16 protein-coding genes are annotated in these 17,086 nt (G+C 41.3%); 10 read left to right on the top strand and 6 right to left on the bottom strand.

The annotated features are described in order from the left end of the window. Positions 1 to 6 precede the first annotated feature (6 nt). On the top strand, positions 7 to 1,212 hold the full coding sequence (locus tag JIG37_RS16800; protein WP_199529879.1) for a M56 family metallopeptidase: 1,206 nt from the start codon (positions 7 to 9) through the stop codon (positions 1,210 to 1,212). Positions 1,213 to 1,290: 78 nt separating this feature from the next. Here JIG37_RS16800 and JIG37_RS16795 read toward each other — a convergent pair whose 3' ends face one another. Then, complete coding sequence (locus tag JIG37_RS16795) at positions 1,291 to 1,674, bottom strand: MAPEG family protein (protein WP_166341435.1); 384 nt, start codon at positions 1,672 to 1,674, stop codon at positions 1,291 to 1,293. Positions 1,675 to 1,909: 235 nt separating this feature from the next. On the opposite strand from JIG37_RS16795, the gene JIG37_RS16790 reads away from it, so the two are divergent. Then, entirely contained in the window at positions 1,910 to 2,788 is an 879-nt protein-coding gene (locus tag JIG37_RS16790) for a DMT family transporter (protein ID WP_199529878.1), read from the top strand. 40 nt (positions 2,789 to 2,828) lie between these two features. Here the strand turns inward: JIG37_RS16790 and JIG37_RS16785 are convergent, their stop codons facing one another. Further along, positions 2,829 to 3,146 (bottom strand): multidrug efflux SMR transporter, encoded by a 318-nt coding sequence (locus tag JIG37_RS16785; protein WP_054554646.1) that lies wholly within the window; start codon positions 3,144 to 3,146, stop codon positions 2,829 to 2,831. After that, complete coding sequence (locus tag JIG37_RS16780) at positions 3,146 to 4,678, bottom strand: carbon-nitrogen hydrolase family protein (protein WP_194442861.1); 1,533 nt, start codon at positions 4,676 to 4,678, stop codon at positions 3,146 to 3,148. The genes JIG37_RS16785 and JIG37_RS16780 overlap by 1 nt, the downstream gene beginning before the upstream one ends. 244 nt (positions 4,679 to 4,922) lie before the next feature. Here JIG37_RS16780 and JIG37_RS16775 point away from each other — a divergent pair, with 244 nt between their 5' ends. After that, a complete protein-coding gene (locus tag JIG37_RS16775; protein WP_199529877.1) occupies positions 4,923 to 6,014 on the top strand; it encodes a GGDEF domain-containing protein in 1,092 nt (363 codons plus the stop codon). Here the strand turns inward: JIG37_RS16775 and JIG37_RS16770 are convergent. Continuing rightward, a complete protein-coding gene (locus JIG37_RS16770) occupies positions 6,011 to 8,293 on the bottom strand; it encodes a penicillin acylase family protein (RefSeq protein WP_199529876.1) in 2,283 nt (760 codons plus the stop codon). The genes JIG37_RS16775 and JIG37_RS16770 overlap by 4 nt on opposite strands. Before the next feature lie 178 nt (positions 8,294 to 8,471). On the opposite strand from JIG37_RS16770, the gene JIG37_RS16765 reads away from it, so the two are divergent. From JIG37_RS16765 to folX, 6 genes are all read left to right on the top strand, one after another. Beyond that, entirely contained in the window at positions 8,472 to 11,837 is a 3,366-nt protein-coding gene (locus tag JIG37_RS16765) for an ATP-binding protein (RefSeq protein WP_138618782.1), read from the top strand. A 14-nt stretch (positions 11,838 to 11,851) separates the two neighbouring features. Continuing rightward, the gene (locus tag JIG37_RS16760) at positions 11,852 to 12,478 is read left to right on the top strand and encodes a YceH family protein (protein WP_054554641.1); all 627 of its coding nucleotides are present in this window, start codon (positions 11,852 to 11,854) and stop codon (positions 12,476 to 12,478) included. A gap of 95 nt (positions 12,479 to 12,573) precedes the next feature. Further along, the gene (gene nadE, locus JIG37_RS16755) at positions 12,574 to 13,410 is read left to right on the top strand and encodes an ammonia-dependent NAD(+) synthetase (RefSeq protein WP_199529875.1); all 837 of its coding nucleotides are present in this window, start codon (positions 12,574 to 12,576) and stop codon (positions 13,408 to 13,410) included. A gap of 246 nt (positions 13,411 to 13,656) precedes the next feature. Continuing rightward, positions 13,657 to 14,376 carry a dihydromonapterin reductase gene (gene folM / locus JIG37_RS16750; protein ID WP_199529874.1) on the top strand — a complete coding sequence of 240 codons (720 nt, stop codon included), beginning with the start codon at positions 13,657 to 13,659 and terminating at the stop codon, positions 14,374 to 14,376. 18 nt (positions 14,377 to 14,394) lie between these two features. Continuing rightward, on the top strand, positions 14,395 to 14,949 hold the full coding sequence (folE, locus tag JIG37_RS16745; protein ID WP_054554638.1) for a GTP cyclohydrolase I FolE: 555 nt from the start codon (positions 14,395 to 14,397) through the stop codon (positions 14,947 to 14,949). A 2-nt stretch (positions 14,950 to 14,951) separates the two neighbouring features. Further along, complete coding sequence (gene folX / locus JIG37_RS16740) at positions 14,952 to 15,311, top strand: dihydroneopterin triphosphate 2'-epimerase (RefSeq protein ID WP_054554637.1); 360 nt, start codon at positions 14,952 to 14,954, stop codon at positions 15,309 to 15,311. On the opposite strand, the gene JIG37_RS16735 is transcribed toward folX, so the two are convergent. Continuing rightward, positions 15,308 to 15,745: a YqaA family protein gene (locus tag JIG37_RS16735; RefSeq protein WP_166341417.1), complete on the bottom strand. Its 438-nt coding sequence runs from the start codon at positions 15,743 to 15,745 to the stop codon at positions 15,308 to 15,310. The two genes, folX and JIG37_RS16735, sit on opposite strands and share 4 nt — an antisense overlap. 57 nt (positions 15,746 to 15,802) lie before the next feature. Further along, positions 15,803 to 16,174, bottom strand: coding sequence for a DUF4870 domain-containing protein (locus JIG37_RS16730; protein WP_054554635.1), 372 nt, complete (start codon positions 16,172 to 16,174; stop codon positions 15,803 to 15,805). Between the two features lie 205 nt (positions 16,175 to 16,379). Between JIG37_RS16730 and JIG37_RS16725 the strand changes: the two genes are divergently transcribed. Next, complete coding sequence (locus JIG37_RS16725; protein ID WP_199529873.1) at positions 16,380 to 17,081, top strand: spondin domain-containing protein; 702 nt, start codon at positions 16,380 to 16,382, stop codon at positions 17,079 to 17,081. Positions 17,082 to 17,086: the final 5 nt, after the last annotated feature.

Genomic DNA, 17,086 nt, shown 5'->3' with positions numbered 1-17,086 from the left:
GTTGTTATGTTAGATGTATTTTTTAATTGGCTGTTAGATCAACAACTTTTGATCTCATCTGCAATTATGTTTTTATTGCTGTTAGAGCGAAAGTTACTAAGCCAGCTATCGGCACGCTTGGTTTATACACTCTGGGCGCTTTTACCAATTAGTTTATTGTTAGCGAACCTACCAGAGCACTTAAAGCCAATTCAAAACGACTTTATCAGTAAGCTGACTATCACGCCAAACACAGCAATAATGCCGCAGTTTACGCTCACTTGGTTTGCTATTTATGGCTTTATTAGTGCCGCACTGCTGATCACTGCCGTATATTTTCATTACCGTTTTCTAGCAAAACTGCAGTTAGCGCCAATTACGCTTGATCATCACAGCAATCAAAGTATGCGCTTATACCAAAGCAACCAAGTGAGCTCACCTATGGTTGTAGGGGTTTTAAATACCAAGCTAGTGCTGCCTACAAACTATCAAAGTCACTACGATAACCATGCTTTAGCGCTTATTTTAGAGCATGAATCAGTGCACATTAAACGCAAAGACAACCTAATTAATGCCATCGCTTTAAGTGCCAATATTTTGTTGTGGTTTAACCCTGTCGCTTGGCTTGGTTATGCAAGTCTGCGCCGTATTCAAGAGCTTTCATGTGATGAGCAAGTACTCAAAAATAAATCGACAGAACAACGAATTTTATACAGTAAGGCATTAGTGCACTGTGCAAGCTTTAGCAGAACAGGCTTAATGGCTTATTCACAATACGGAGATAAAAACACCATGTTACAACGTCTAAACCAAATAAAGCAGATCGACAACAGCTCATTTATCGCAAAAACAGCGTTAGTTATTTTTACAGCGGGCATGCTTAGCAGCTTTGCGATTGCAAAACAGCCGATGTCAGTTGAAAGGACAAAAGACTATCAAGCGGTTATGCGTGTAGAGCCGATATACCCTATTCAAGCTGCAGAGCAAGGTATTAGCGGTTCAGTCGTTTTGAAATACGATATTTTACCAAGCGGCGCCACCAGCAATGTAAGTGTGGTAAGTGCAGAGCCTGAAGGTGTTTTCAATCGAGAAGCGAAAAGAGCCTTAAAAAAATGGCAGTATGCGCCGTCTGAATCCGGCTTTAAAAACGCATTAGTACAACTCGATTTCGCCTTAGACGAAAACTACCAAGCAAAGGATTTAATAGAGAAAATTAAAGTTAGCTCTAAGTAAAAGCAATCACTTAAGACCCTAAAGCAAGCGCCTTATTTAAGCCGCTTGCTTTGTGGTTTTTGACTACTAGCTCTATCGCTAAAGACAAAGAGCAATCATAGCCACAGCACAAACATAGCCAACAAGCCAAACTAATGAACGTAAAATATCCTGGTTTATGTAGTAGAAAATACAATACAACACACGGGCAATAACATGCACAATCGCAAGGGTCTCAGTTACCTGATAGACATTATTGCTACCTATTACGACTGCCAGAGCGACAGCAAAAATAATCAGCGATTCAAAGCTATTTTGATGTGCTGCCAACGCACGAGCACCAAAGCCGGTTAGTTTAGCTTGTTGTTCGCGTGGGTGCTTATTGTCGTAGCCTGACAACTTATTTTGTGCAAAAGCCACAGGCGCTTTGGCCAAATAGGGGATGAGTACTGCGATGAGTGCGCAGATAATCAGTATGGTCATGATATTTCCTTATTTTTTAACTGTTTTAGCTTACCCTAACGCAAACAAAAAAAAGCCGCTACATATAACAGCAGCGGCCAGCAATAGCATCATTGTCACTATAGTCTAAAGTCAGCATAAAAGCCCTGCGGCATATTGTCACAGCTGAGTTTTTCTCAAGTTGGTCGATAAGCTGATGCTCTAACACTTTGGTTTTGTTACTCTAAACGCCTATCCTCATTAATTTATTTTCAATATGACTTGGATTTTCTTAACTATTTTTGCGGCATTTATGCAGTCGTGGCGCAACGCTTTGCAAAGCAAACTCAGTGCAACAGTGAGTGTTGCCGGGGTAACGCTTGCTCGCTTTATCGTTGCCAGCCCAATTGCTGCCCTGTATTTATTTGCACTTTATCAATATCAAGACGCCGCACTTCCTGACTTTAATCTGGCTTTTATTGGCTACATTGTTGGCGCCAGTATCGTCCAAATTGTTGCCACAGGTTTAATGGTAAAGCTGTTTAAAATGAATAACTTTGCAGTCGGTGCAGGGCTTGCTAAAAGTGAAGCGCTAATGGCGGCCATTTTAGGTGTCATGTTCTTTGGCTCAGCACTGTCGTTACTGGGCTGGGTTGGCGTATTTATTGGTGCAATTGCGGTACTGCTATTAAGTGGCATCGCGAATGTTAAACACTTTAATTTGGGCACCGCACTGCTTGGGCTTGCTTGCGGCACTTCTTTTGCTCTCTCTTCATCATGGATCCGTGAAGCAAGTTTAAGTTCAGGGCTGACTTTTCCGCACTCTGCAGCTTGGGTGTTAGTGCTGATAATCAGTTTACAAACACTGATGCTATGCGTGTATATTACATTCAAAGAGCGCGATACTTTTAAGAAAATGTGGCAACACAAAGGCACCACGACCGCTGTTAGTATTTGTAGCTGTTTAGGTTCTATTGGTTGGTTTAGCGCCATGAGCTTGCAGCATGTTGCTTATGTAAAAACACTGGGGCAGATAGAAGTATTCTTTACCATTATGGTATCGATTCTTTGGTTAAAACAGCCTTTAAAACGCCAAGACACGGCGGGGCTTGTGTTAATTGCACTGGCTGCCATTCTTGTAATGCTACCCAATTAGGCTTATTCCTAGTCATTAAAAAAGCGGCTATGCCGCTTTTTTAATGACTAATCTTTAGGGTTATTACACCACTAATTATCAACAGTACTCCGGCAATGCGGCCAAATGTAGCGGCATCCCCATAAAATAAAATACCAACCAAGAAAGTGCCAGCAGCACCAATACCTGTCCATACTGCATAGGATGTCCCCATCGGAATATCCTTTTGCGCCAACCACAACATAAAGCCACTAGCGACCATAAAGGCGACAGCTATAGCAATCCCTAACCAGCGACTATCTGCCTGTTGAGACATTTTAAGGCCAACAGGCCAGCCAATTTCTAACAGCCCTGCGACAATTAAATACAACCACGCCATTATTGTTCTCGCTTTTTCAAAATTACATCATATAAATCTTCACGGCGGTCTTTTAAGTTTCTTACCGTTCCTTCACTGTGAAGAATTTTAAGTTTATCCATATCTAAATCACTGAATAACAGCATTTCAGTATTTGGCGTTGCTTCATTCAAGGTTGCATCATGCGGGAACGAGAAATCTGAAGGGGTAAGCACTGCTGATTGCGAATACTGTACATCTAAGCTTTCTACTTCAGGTAAGTTACCAACCGAGCCTGCAATCACAACATAACATTCATTTTCGATTGCACGTGCTTGCGCACAATGACGAACACGTAAGTAACTATTTTTTGTATCTGTCCAAAATGGCACGAACAAAATATCTAATCCTTGCTTAGCGAGAATACGCGACAGCTCAGGAAACTCTACATCGTAACAAATTTGAATACCGACACGACCCGCATCGGTTTCAAATACAGCAATTTTATCACCGCCTTGGATCACCCAGTCATTTTGCTCGTGAGGGGTAATATGAATTTTACGCTGCTCATCAATTTTACCGCTACGGTGGCATAAATAGCTAACATTATAAATCTTGTCATCTTCTGCGAGCGGCATTGAGCCGGTGATAATATTGGCATTGTATTCAACCGCCATGCGCGACATCGCATCACGGAAGGTTTCTGTGTATTCGGCCAGATAACGAATGGCTTCCGTTTGATTGCTTTGCTCAGTGAGACCCATTAACGGGGCATTGAAAAATTCCGGAAACAGAATAAAGTCACTTTTATAATCTGATACTGTATCAACAAAATACTCCACCTGCTTGAGCAGCTCTTCCACAGACTCAACACAACGCATTTGCCATTGTACGGCACCGACACGGACAATTGATTTGGTCGACTCAAGTACCGTATCTGTCGGCTCAAACATAATGTTATTCCACTCTAGTAAAGTGGCATAACCAACTGACTCCTGATCTTCAGGAAGGTATTTTTTAAGTAAACGTTTAACTTGGAAATCATTAGATAGCTGAAAGCTTAAAATCGGATCATACAGCTCTTTGTGGTCAACTTTTTCGATGTACTCCATCGGAGACATCTCTGCACTATGATTGTAATAGCGCGGAATACGTCCACCCGCTAAAATAGCGCGCAAGTTATACTGACGGCACAGCTCTTTACGCGCATCGTATAAGCGACGACCCAGTCGCATCCCTCGGTGAGTTGATGAAATCACCACATCTAAACCATAAAGTGCATCACCTTCAGGATCACTAAATACACGGTCGTGACCATCAACAATATCTTCGTAGGTATGTGGGTTAGAAAAGCGCGCGTAATCAACCTGTACACTCAAGGCGATGCCTACTAAAACACCATCGTCTACAATGCCTATTTGCCCTTCCGGAAACTGGTCTATTAGCCTAAAAATAGTATGGCTTGGCCAAGCACCTCCAAGCCCTGGGTAAGCTTGATCCATGAGGGTCTTTATTTGTGGGTACTGTTCTTTAGTTAGATTACAAATCTCTAAATGCGTTTTTTCCGCCGGCATAACTACTCCTTTTTAGGCACGAAAATATTATCAAGGCAAACGGCAAGCCGATATCAATGATGGTTTGATTAGAGTGGCATTAATTCACAGTCCTGCCAAGCTTAAAGCTTAGCAAAAACGAAGTGAACTGTTGTTTAACCCCGATTAAATTAAATGAATTAAAGAAACAGAAATCTCTTTAATTCTTCACAGCCTAAATTTTAATCTATACTAGTTTTTACACCTAGCTGTCTAAGAGGTCCGGTTGCTAAAACATCTCTTAAAACAACCTAAGCAATCAGAGTTACAAGAAATAGAGCATGTTAAGTTTCTTATTATTTTGAAGATTGCTTACTTTGCACTCGCAGTCCACGTTGTGCTAATTCCCGTTTTCGCTCACATTGGTGCAGTTACTTTGGCAATAGTAAATGTTCTAAGTGTGTGTGCATGGGCTGGGGGAATTTTTCTAATCAAACAAGGTTTAACCTCCTTAGCTCTTCGTGTGTTTTGTCTTGAAGTTGTTATTCACTCAACCATTGTTTGTGCAATGCTTGGCTTAGATGCAGGATTTCAATTTTATCTATGGACTGTGTCTTGCCTGTTAATGATCGACTATCAACTAACTCTAAAGCGAGCTTCTTTGTATAGCGTGTTAATGATCATTGCTTTTGCATTGTTGTATGTGTTTTTTTCAAATACAAACTACCCTTTTGCTTACTCTGAGCTGCTTCCCCATATTAAAATAATTAATATAATTATTGCTGGCTTACCTATGATTTATGGTATGGGTTTTATTAGAGAGATTACTCTTTCACAACGACTAGAGTTAACGGAAATGGCAGCCCGGGATCCTCTTACAAAACTTTTCAATCGCCGCTTTGCTAAAAAGCTAATTATGAATGCACGCAAAAATTGCATAAATAATAACACCCCTCTTTGCATGGCCATGGCAGACATCGATCAGTTTAAAAGAATCAATGATAATTACGGGCATGATAAAGGTGATACTATTTTAGTGAATATTTCACGACTCATCAGTGAATTCATGAGCGAGGATGATATTGCAGTTCGTTGGGGCGGAGAAGAGTTTTTACTAATACTTACTCAATCTAATGAACGCCAAGCCTTTGCAAAAATTGAAGCTTTGCGTACAAAAATAGCAGCATTGGAAGCTCACCCTGACTGTCCGGATTTAAAAGTAACTATGAGCTTTGGTTTAATTGAATGGCAACCCCTTACTCCCATAGAAAAAATGCTGCAGTATGCAGATTCAGCGCTGTATGAGAGCAAGCACTCTGGCCGTAATAAGACCACGATAGTGCATGCTCAAAGTACATTTTTTGAAAATGAAGATTAATTAATTGCCTCAATAGTAATGCTATGTGCAATCTCTTGCGGCAATAATGGCGTTAAACCATTACTGACATAATCGTTAAACCCAGCACGATAAAATTCTGACAATGGATGCCCAGATTGCCCACCCGGAATAGCCATAATCGCTTTATCTAAATGCCCTGGTTGAACAATAAAGCGCTGCGAAGCACCAAAACTACGCCCTTGTACTGAAGGCATAAAGGTATCACCAAACCCAGGCGCCGTAGGCATATTCAATAAGCTTTTAAGTACCGGTATTTGCTTGGCAAATGGGTGCTCAATCACTAACTCGTTGACCTTACCCCACTCCCAGCTGTGCGGGTTGTTACCGTACTGCTCGGTTAGTTTAGTGATAACGCGATCAAATGCAGCTAGCATTTGCTGATTCCAGTTTGCATACTCTGGGTTTAACCATGCTTCAGGCTGCGCTTCGATAAGTTGCCAAACAGCAGGCTCTAAGTCTCGTTTTACTGGCTTTAAGCTACTGTCGAGGGCTTTTAGCTTATTCTCTAATGGACTAAATAAACCATTAATTACTTCACTGCGGTAACGCTTTACTAAGGTATAACCAGTTGAATCGCTACAAGCACACGCCTGCCAATTATTTAGCTCTTTTAAATACAGCGCATATTTATCGCCTGCGTTGCTGAGCTGTTTGACCAGCAGTTTGTGCCAAGCCGTTAAGAATCGAGCTTCATTATCATGTTGTAAGTCATAAAAATCTTGTTCGTTGAACTGTTGCTTTTCAAATAAGCGGTCGCGAATTTGTGCCGAGCGAGCCCCCATGGCATAAGCACCATTACCAAAGCGCTGGTCATCCTCTGCGGAAACAACGCGTGAGTTGCCCGTCCATAATCGGCCACTGTCTGGGTTTTTAACAAATGGACGCAGCGTTTCGTTTTCATGCCACGCTGCAGGATACGCTTGCTCAGCCACCGCTAATTGATGGGGCTCTTTACGGGCTGGAACGGCTCCCATATTCTTCCAAGCGGCGTTCCCTTGATCATCAACAACCATCAAGTTTTGGACAGGAATCCCCACTTCAGCCGCAAGCGCTAGTGCATCATCAACCGTACTTGCTTGCTCAAGCTTAAGTAATTCCATATCAACCGCATACTCATGGTGAGCAACCCAACTTAGTGCATATGGTTTGCCATTAATTTCTTTTACTGGGCCATATTCACTCATGGTTAAAGCATAATTTTCAATGCTGCCGTCATTGAGTAAGATGGGTTCATCTACCTGCCAAGTTTTCTCTTTACTTTCAAGGGCTATCCAATCGGCTGTATCTAAATAACCATTGGTGAACCCCCACGCTATTTTATTATTGGTGCCAACTACAATTGCCGGAGCGCCAGGTAGTGACACACCGGTGATTTGCTGCATTTCACCATTAAGTGGGTAATTAAGCTGGGCACGGTACCAAATGATTGGCACAGCAAATGATAAGTGCATATCGTCTGACAACATTGCAGCACCAGTTTCAGTTAACTGCCCAGTAACCGCCCAGTTATTACTACCAAGCTCCTTGCGCTCTGCAATCTCAGTCATAGCCCATTGAGCGTCTTTGAGATTTGGAATACCGCCGTCATAAGGTGCTAATAGGCTGTTATCGAGCGCCGCTTGATAAAGGCTAGGCTGAGTAATAAAGTCGACCATCGCCTTACCGTATAGATCTTCGATTTCGATCAGTGTTTTGTCGCGTTCAAAGGTAGCCGTTTGCAAATCTAAATACATACTAAAAATGATTAGTAAGCTGTCTTCACTTTGCCAAGGTTTTGCTTCAGCGCCAGTCAGTAAATATTCAAAACTATCGAAACCTACTTGCGCATGACCCTCATTAACCCCATTCGCGTAAGCTTTTAATAGCGCTTTATCTTTTGCTGGTAACTGCGCAACAGCAATCTGACTACGTTTGCGTAACTGATGAAAACGCATTTTTTTATCAAGCCCAACAGCAGCTTTACCAAATAATTCACTAAGCTCACCTGCGGCATTACGGCGCAGTAAATCCATTTGAAAGAATCGGTCCTGACCATGCGCAAAACCAAGAGCATAGGCTGCATCTAAACGGTTTTCGGCATGAATAACAGCCAGCCCTAAAGTGTCTCGTTCAATCTTCACTGATTGCGAAATAGCGTCGCTTTTACCCCGGCCATCAAGAGCCGGTAAACTTAGATTTAATACACCATAAACAAGCCCTGTTGCGAGTAACACCACAACGAACAAACCTATTAATAACCATTTGATTATCTTGAACATGCCATTTACCCTTGCGCTAAAGTAACACTGTATTAACCTGCTATATTAACCTGAGTTTTGTGAAAAAATAGTGTTGCTATCCAAATATTTAAATTTAGTTTTCTTGATTAGCTGATGATTGTTAATTGCCTCAGAAATTGTCTATAGTAGGGAAATAGTTTAGAAATCAATCTTTCTCATGCCATTAGCAACTGAAACCGATAATAAAAAACTGCAAAAACTAAAGTTAGCCTTTTGGTTTTCACTTGCGCTAGTTATTGTAATTGGCTTAATCATCGATCAATTAAACTATAGCCGAGAAAAAGATGCGTTCCGTGCTCAGGAGATTGCGCGAGTTAGCGCTTACCGTGCAAAGTTAGAGGCGACTCTAATCTCTAATATTCAACTTGTTCGCGGCCTTGCCGTCGCAGTTGCTGCTGAGCCAAATTTAAATCAAAGCCGCTTTTCTCAAATTGCCACGCCATTATTCGAAACCTCTTCAGAATTAAGAAATATCGGCGCTGCACCAAACATGATCATTCAGATGACTTACCCACTAAAAGGAAATGAGAAATCAATTGGTCTCAATTTTCTAGAAAACGCCGCGCAGCGAGACGATGCAATTAAGGCGCGCGATGAAAACAAAATTGTCATGGCAGGTCCCTTAGAACTAGTACAAGGCGGTCAAGCCTTAATAGCTCGCATGCCTATTTTTACACCACCAGAACAGCACTTTTGGGGATTACTTTCTGTCGTACTCGATATTGATAAAGTTTATAACAATTCGGGGCTTCTAGCTTTAAATAAGCACTACGACATAGCGTTACAGGGTCGCAACGGGTTAGGTGCTGAGGGGGAATTTTTCTACGGAAATAGCGCTATTTTAAATGACACACCACTTAATTTTGGCATTAATTTCCCTGGCGGGAATTGGCGTATGTATGCTGTTCCGAAAGCAGGTTGGCATCCACCAAAATCAGCCATTTGGCCGTTACGTATCGCCATAATTATCGTATGTATATTATTTGCGGGTGCTTGTGTGTTCTTTTTAAAAATGCTCGAGCGCCAATACAAAAGCGAGCGAATGCTCGAAACAATGAGTAGCCTAGCAAAAGTAGGTGCATGGTCATTTAATCTCGAGACCAAAGCTGTTTATTGGTCAGATATGACTAAACAAATCTTTAAGTTGCCACTCAATAAACAACCACAATGGCCAACCAATCTCGACTATTTTAAACCCGGTTACAGCCGTGACAAAATTCGTCACTTAATCGAAAAAGCGATAAAAGAAGGTGAAAGCTTTGAAACTCAAGTGCAAATAATTACAGTATCAGGCGAAGCTATCTGGGTTTTAGCGCATGGCGAATCTGAATATAAGAATGGCCGCTGCATCAAACTATTTGGATCATTACAAAACATAGATGCTCGCAAACGTGTTGAGCTTGAAAACAATAAAATTGCCTTGCACAACGAAATACTTGCCTCATTAACTGTTCACGAAGCCGTCTTAACGGGTAATTTAAACTTATCTAAGCATGTAATTGTAAAAGCGATATGCCAAGCACTAGAGGTTGATCGAGCAAGCATTTGGTTATTTAGCGAAGACCGACAAACGCTTAACTCGTTTGCTAGTCATGATCAAAATCAATCGCGTTTTAGTCGGGCAGTGTCGTTACAGCAAATAGAACACCCTAACTATTTTGATGCCATTAACAATAACGCCGTTATAAATGCGAGTGATGCATATCACCACCCGTTTACCAAGGAGTTAGCTAGCAATTATTTTGATCGCGCTGATATTCGCTCCATGCTTACTGCAATCATTCCGACTGGAAGTAAAAGTATGGGGGTGGTGTGCGCAGAGAACAGCGCATCAAGACGACATTGGAGTAAAAACGAGGAAAGCTTTTTAATTGCAGTTGCGGCACTTATTGGTAGCTTACATGCAAGCCAACAGCGTATAGAAACTGAACATCAGCTAGTTCAAGCGAAAAATGCAGCAGAACAAGCAGTAAAAATAAAAGGTGAATTTTTAGCAAGTATGAGCCATGAAATCCGCACCCCGATGAATGGGGTTATTGGCATGCTTAATATCATTAAACAAACAAAATTAGATAAACAACAAAGCCATCATCTTGAATTGGCACAGTCATCAGCAGAGTCATTACTGCATATTATCAATGATATTTTAGACTTTTCAAAAATTGAAGCTGGTAAGCTCGATATCGAAAACGTGAGTTTTAATATATCTAAACTTCTAGGCGATACCATTGAATCATTTGCTATAAAAGCAGAGCAAAACAATACCAAACTGTTACTAGATGCAACTCATATCAAACGTGAATTTATCATAAGCGACCCAAATCGTATTAGGCAAATCATCAATAACCTAATAGGTAATGCAGTTAAATTCACAAAAGACGGTGAGATAGTCGTGATAGCCAAACTTGAAACTGCTGATAACGAGTTATATCTGAATTGCTCTGTTGTTGATAATGGCTTAGGCATAAAACCAGAAAAACAAGCAACTCTTTTTGATTCTTTTACTCAAGCTGATGCTTCAACTACCCGGCAATATGGCGGCACAGGCCTTGGTCTTGCCATTGTTAAACAGCTTTGTACTCTAATGGGCGGCGATGTAAATGTTGTCAGTTCTTATGGAGAAGGCAGCACGTTCAATTTCTCAATTAAAGTAAAATTTGACTACCAAAAGCAGCTGCATGAGCCAAGTCACTTAATTGATAAAAAACGCATTTTAATTGCTGACAACTGCAAGCTCAGTAGCAGCATTACTAAAAAACAATTGCAATTATGGGGAGCAAAAGTTGAAGTTATTGGCAATATGCCAAGCTTAATTAACCGTGCAGCCCACTCTCAAGAGCCACCTTGCGATGCAGTTTTTATAGATTACCAACTTTATATGCAAGCAGAACAATCAGAGCAACGAGCGTTCCAAAAATATTATAATAACAATGCATGTAAATGTATTTTAATGGCACCTATGAGCCTAACTGAAGAGCAATCTAAACAAACTTTAGAAGCGCAAAGTATTATATTTAAACCTTTAACCCCTTCAGACTTATTTAACTCTTTGGCTAACGAAAAGTACATTGAACAACAACAAGTAAATAAAGAACAAAGCATCGCTAAAATTTCCATACCAGCTTCGAGTACATCATCTCGCGTCTTATTAGTCGAAGACAATAAAGTTAACCAAGTGGTTGCTGGCGCCTTACTCAAACAAGCAGGTATTAGTTTTGACATTGCTGAAAATGGTCTTGAGGCAATAACAAAACTAGCAAATAATGAGGATGCCCCTTACGAACTAGTGCTAATGGACTGCCAAATGCCAGAAATGGACGGCTATCAAGCAACAAAGGCAATAAGATTAGGAAAAGCTGGCGAAGCACATCAGAAAGTCAATATTGTTGCACTAACTGCCAATGCAATGCAGGGTGACAAAGAACGCTGTTTAGATGCTGGCATGGATGATTATTTAACAAAACCCCTTAACTTTGACTCATTAAATAAAAAATTAGCAATTTGGCTAAGTGCAGCACATTAAAGAGAAATAAAATCATGCAATTATCATCGATACAACAACGCGTTATTGGCTGTTTACTCGAAAAGCAAAGTACAACACCCGAACATTATCCGTTATCTTTAAACTCCCTCACTAATGCATGTAATCAAAAATCTAACCGTGAACCGGTACTGTCTCTCACTGAGGCGCAAGTACAAGATACACTCGATGAGCTTATTGCATCACGCTTAGTAACTCTTGATGAAGGGTTATCAGGGCGGGTTAATAAATATGCTCACCGCTTTTGTAATACCGAATTTGGCAGTTTGCAATTTACTGAGCAGCAACGCGCCATTATTTGTTTACTGCTGCTACGCGGCCCACAAACACCGGGAGAACTAAGAACGCGCAGCAACCGACTAGCTGAGTTTAGCAATGTCAATGAAGTTGAAGCCGCATTAAATGCACTCATTGAGCAAGAACATGTTGCACGCTTAGCACGAGAGCCAGGCAAACGAGAGAGCCGCTATATGCACTTATTTGTTGACCCAGACAGCATCACTGAGGATATGGCTGCTAGTGAGCCGATGCAGGATAACAACAGTGAAGTGCAACAATTACTGAGCGAAATCGAAGATCTTAAGCAGCAAGTCAACGAAATAAAAGCGCATTTAGGTCTTTAATAAAAACCGCGCCCGTAACATAATATAATTATACCCCTTTACAAAGGGGTTCCCTCAAAACGCTGACAACCACAACGAAAAATAGGAGCTCTACCATGCGTGCCGACATTCTGGCGGAAATGAAAGTCCAACCAACTATTGATGTAAAAGCGGAAATCACCCGTCGTGTTAACTTTCTTAAAAGCCGACTTATTGCTGCGCACTCTCGCTCACTTGTATTAGGGATCAGTGGCGGTGTTGACTCATCAACCTGTGGCCGTTTATGCCAATTAGCAGTTGATGAATTAAACCAAGAGCACAACACTAACGAATATCAATTTATTGCTGTGCGCTTACCTTACGGCGTACAAGCAGATGAAGATGAAGCACAAATGGCTGTTGATTTTATTAAGCCAAGCAAGCGTATGACGGTTAACATTAAAGCGGCTGTCGATGGCATGCATGAACAAGCAATGGCCGCGGTTGTTGGTGGTGGTGCTGAATTACCAGAGCAAGCTAAAATTGACTTTATCAAAGGCAATGTGAAGGCACGCCAGCGCATGGTTGCGCAGTATGAAATTGCTGGTTTCTGCCAAGGCTTAGTGGTTGGTACCGATCACAGTGCTGAAAACATCACGGGTTTTTACACCAAGTTTGGTGACGGTGCATGTGATTTAGCGCCGTTATTTGGTTTATCAAAGCGTCAAGTTCGTGCACTTGCTGAGCATTTGGGAGCACCAGCAGTACTGGTAAATAAAGCCCCAACGGCCGATTTAGAGTGTGATCGCCCAGGTCTGACTGACGAAGAAGCGCTAGGCCTCACTTACGATCAAATTGATGATTTCTTAGAAGGTAAAGACGTCAGCAATGAAGTCGAAGAAAAGCTAACAGCAATTTACTTACGTACTCAACATAAACGCCAAGCAATCCCAACCGTTTACGACGAGCTTTAAGGGTAGTTTAAACATTGCGAGGGCAATAATAATTGCCCTTTTCTACTCCTCCCGCACCCCTTAGCAATATTCAGAACCTTCAATCACTGATTATCAGCTTCACAAAATGATCTAGAGCATCATGCCTGACGTAAAAGTTAGCAACATGATTGCAGTAAAGATGAAATAGTTCTGTAATTTGGTTTATAGTTGTTACAGTAAATACATTATATTTCAAATCAAAAATCTAAGGTTTTATATTAGCTTATGTCATCGCCCATCTTAATTACCGGCGCAGGCCAACGTATTGGACTCGCTCTGGCCGAGCACTTATTATCGAAAGGGCAAGAAATCATAGTCACTTATCGTACCCGCCATGCAGCAATTGATGTGCTTGCAGGCAAAGGCGCTATTTGTATCCATGCAGATTTTAATAGTGACCAAGCTATCGGGCACTTTATTGAAGAATTAAAAGCGCATACCAACCAGCTCAAGGCAATTATTCATAATGCATCTAGCTGGGATTGCGAAGCAAATAATCACGATTACGCTGACCTATTTGATAACATGATGCGTATTCATGCCAAAGCGCCCTATTTAATTAATTTAGCAGCCTCTGACTTGCTACTGCATTATCAACAAAACAGTGGCCAAGCCGCAGATATTATTCATTTAACTGACTATGTTGTTGAAAAAGGCAGTCCTAAGCACCTTGCTTATGCAGCAAGCAAAGCGGCGCTTGATAATTTAACCAAGTCGTTTGCCGCTAAATTTGCACCAGACATTAAAGTGAATGCTATCGCCCCTTCGTTAATTATTTTTAACGAACACGATAGCGACGAATACAAAGCTAAAACATTAAAGAAATCGCTAATGGGCATTGAGCCCGGCTGCGCCGAGATTATTAACAGCGTAGAACTATTACTAAGCAGTCACTACATTACAGGTCGTTCTATGCCTGTTGATGGTGGCAGACATTTAAAATAACGAATTACTGAGAAAGCTATGCACGATGATTTAAAAAACAGTTACCAACAAATAATTACCGCAGTAGGTGAAGATCCTGCTCGTGAAGGATTACTCGACACACCAAAGCGCGCTGCAAAAGCAATGGAGTACCTGACTAAAGGTTATCGTCAAACGTTAGACGAGATCACCAACAATGCGGTATTCACTTCAGACGCCGATGATATGGTATTAATCCAAGACATTGAGCTTTACTCTATGTGTGAACATCACTTATTACCGTTTGTTGGCCGCTGTCATATTGCTTATATTCCTAATGGCAAAGTACTTGGTTTATCTAAGTTTGCGCGAATTGTTGATATGTATGCGCGTCGTTTTCAAATTCAAGAACAATTAACTCATCAAATTGCTAAAGCGGTTGAAGAAGTAACTGGTGCGAAAGGTGTTGGCGTAATCGTTGAAGCAAAACACATGTGTATGATGATGCGCGGCGTTGAAAAACAAAATTCAAGCATGCGTACATCAGTTATGTTAGGTAACTTCAGAGCCGATCCAAAAACCCGTAACGAGTTTTTACAACTAGTTAGAGGGTAATGATGGCCAACGCAATTATTAATGTCACTAACCTCAGGCTACGAACCTTTATTGGTTTTAATCCTGAGGAACGTGAGAAAAAACAAGATGTAGTGATTAACTTAGAAATCCACTACCCTGCAGATCAAGCCTGTGAAACTGATGCGGTTGATAAAGCGCTAAACTACAAGACTATCACCAAAGAAGTGATCAGCCTTGTAGAGGAAGGCCACTTTTTGCTGTTAGAAAAATTGGTTGCTGAGATTTTAGCAATTTGCCACCAGCATCAAAGTGTTCACTATGCCAAAGTGCGCGTTGATAAACCGCACGCGCTGCGCTTTGCAGATTCAGTATCACTGACTCTTGATTGGCAAAAAAGCTAGAATAAGAATTTATCAAGCCCTACTGCAAAGGCAAGCACAGCTAAATAACGTGCGCCTTTGCCTAGGGTCACGAGTAACAAAAAGATTGAAAACTGAACCCTAAAAATTCCGCCAACTACCGTTAACGGGTCGCCGACAATAGGCAGCCAAGCAAACAGCAAACTGTAAATACCGTACTTATTAAATTGCTGTTCGGCTTTGTCTATCGACTTTTGTGAAACGGGAAACCATTTACGGTCTTTAAATCGCATGACTTGCGTGCCCAGCCAATAATTAACACAGCTCCCAAGCACATTGCCCACGGTTGCACTTAACCATAATAGCCAAATTAAATAGTCACCACTGGCTATCATAGCGGTCATCACTAATTCTGAAGAGCTAGGTAATAGGGTAGCTGCAATAAATGCGCTGAAAAATAACGATAAGTAGGCCATAAACATCACATAAAAAAGCTCAGCAAATGGCTGAGCTTTTAGTATATGGCAATTAGTTTACTTTATAAATTCTATCGCCATTGGATATTTAACTTCTTTACCATCGTTGGCTTTAATCGCCGATACGACCACCATAATCAATGAGAATAGCGCAACCAATGGCAGCAGAATGACACCAACGACAACAAACATCAGCATAAAGCAGACAATGTAAGCAATCATCATGGTTAATTGAAAGTTTAATGACTTGCGACCATGCTCAGCAACGAGCGGCATTTCTTCTTTTTTTACAAGCCAAACAATCAAAGGCCCAATCACTGAGCCAAACGGAAAAAGTAAACCAGCTAAGGCACTTAAGTGACAAAACATTGCCCAAGTGCGCTGGTCTTTATCTGCCACAATTATTTCAACTTTTTGATTATCATCCATTTTAGATTCCTTGTTATGGGTCTATTTGTCTCTTTACTATAAACCTTAATAGCATTTTACCCTAGCTAAATTGATTAGATTTAAAACTCTCAACCAGCAAAAAAGGCTGTAATCAATGCTGTGATAAAAATGTGATAACTTCGTGAAGGTTTTTGGATATTGCTATTCGATACTGATTTTGAATCATCAAAAACAGGAATCTCACATGAAAGCTTTACCTTTAACTTTGTTCGCTGCATGCGCAGTAACTAGCCTTATAAGCCAAGCAGCTGAGCTTGATATAAAACTGACTAACCTCACGCAAGGTTTACACTTCACCCCTATTCTCATTACGGCTCACAACAGTGACAGTAAACTCTTTAGCGTTGCTATGCCTGCTTCTACAGCACTACAGACAATGGCTGAGGGTGGTAATCTCGAGCCATTAATGAGTGAAGCCACAGCTACAAACAGTGACATGGTTGCCAACCCAGCTGAAGGCCTATTGGCGCCAGCAAGCTCAACGATGGCGAGCTTATCTACCAGCGATGGCAATAATTACTTATCGCTCACAGCCATGCTGCTGCCTACCAATGATGGCTTTGTGGGTTTAGATAGTTGGATGATCCCAACAGAAGCTGGTACCTACACTGTTTATCTCAATGCCTATGATGCAGGCACCGAAGCTAATGATGAGCTTGTTGTTGAGGGTTCAGGCATGCCGGGCACGCCAGGTATTCCAGCTGCACCGGGCGGCAATGCGGGTATGAATGGCAGCGGCGTCACTAGTAGCGAAACGAATATGATGGTGCATATTCATCCGGGTAATTTAGGTGACGACGATTTAGAAGCAGGTATGAGTGACCTTGATAACACGGTACACAGATGGTTAAACCCAGTTGCGATGCTAACAGTTACGGTTAAATAGGAGGT

This window comes from Pseudoalteromonas sp. bablab_jr010 (genome assembly GCF_016464105.1).
Taxonomy (GTDB): Bacteria; Pseudomonadota; Gammaproteobacteria; order Enterobacterales; family Alteromonadaceae; genus Pseudoalteromonas; species Pseudoalteromonas simplex.
Note: the sequence above shows the minus strand (reverse complement) of the source record. Positions and strands in the feature narration are given on the sequence as shown.

What these genes read in the sequence shown, in the direction of transcription:
- JIG37_RS16765 (WP_138618782.1), top strand. Translation starts at nt 8,472, where the DNA reads ATGCCATTAGCAACTGAAACCGATAATAAAAAACTGCAAAAACTAAAG.
- nadE (WP_199529875.1), top strand. Translation starts at nt 12,574, where the DNA reads ATGCGTGCCGACATTCTGGCGGAAATGAAAGTCCAACCAACTATTGAT.
- JIG37_RS16790 (WP_199529878.1), top strand. Translation starts at nt 1,910, where the DNA reads ATGACTTGGATTTTCTTAACTATTTTTGCGGCATTTATGCAGTCGTGG.
- JIG37_RS16735 (WP_166341417.1), bottom strand. Translation starts at nt 15,745, where the DNA reads ATGGCCTACTTATCGTTATTTTTCAGCGCATTTATTGCAGCTACCCTA.
- JIG37_RS16785 (WP_054554646.1), bottom strand. Translation starts at nt 3,146, where the DNA reads ATGGCGTGGTTGTATTTAATTGTCGCAGGGCTGTTAGAAATTGGCTGG.
- folX (WP_054554637.1), top strand. Translation starts at nt 14,952, where the DNA reads ATGGCCAACGCAATTATTAATGTCACTAACCTCAGGCTACGAACCTTT.
- JIG37_RS16725 (WP_199529873.1), top strand. Translation starts at nt 16,380, where the DNA reads ATGAAAGCTTTACCTTTAACTTTGTTCGCTGCATGCGCAGTAACTAGC.
- JIG37_RS16780 (WP_194442861.1), bottom strand. Translation starts at nt 4,678, where the DNA reads ATGCCGGCGGAAAAAACGCATTTAGAGATTTGTAATCTAACTAAAGAA.
- JIG37_RS16795 (WP_166341435.1), bottom strand. Translation starts at nt 1,674, where the DNA reads ATGACCATACTGATTATCTGCGCACTCATCGCAGTACTCATCCCCTAT.
- JIG37_RS16730 (WP_054554635.1), bottom strand. Translation starts at nt 16,174, where the DNA reads ATGGATGATAATCAAAAAGTTGAAATAATTGTGGCAGATAAAGACCAG.
- folE (WP_054554638.1), top strand. Translation starts at nt 14,395, where the DNA reads ATGCACGATGATTTAAAAAACAGTTACCAACAAATAATTACCGCAGTA.
- JIG37_RS16800 (WP_199529879.1), top strand. Translation starts at nt 7, where the DNA reads ATGTTAGATGTATTTTTTAATTGGCTGTTAGATCAACAACTTTTGATC.
- JIG37_RS16770 (WP_199529876.1), bottom strand. Translation starts at nt 8,293, where the DNA reads ATGTTCAAGATAATCAAATGGTTATTAATAGGTTTGTTCGTTGTGGTG.
- JIG37_RS16760 (WP_054554641.1), top strand. Translation starts at nt 11,852, where the DNA reads ATGCAATTATCATCGATACAACAACGCGTTATTGGCTGTTTACTCGAA.
- folM (WP_199529874.1), top strand. Translation starts at nt 13,657, where the DNA reads ATGTCATCGCCCATCTTAATTACCGGCGCAGGCCAACGTATTGGACTC.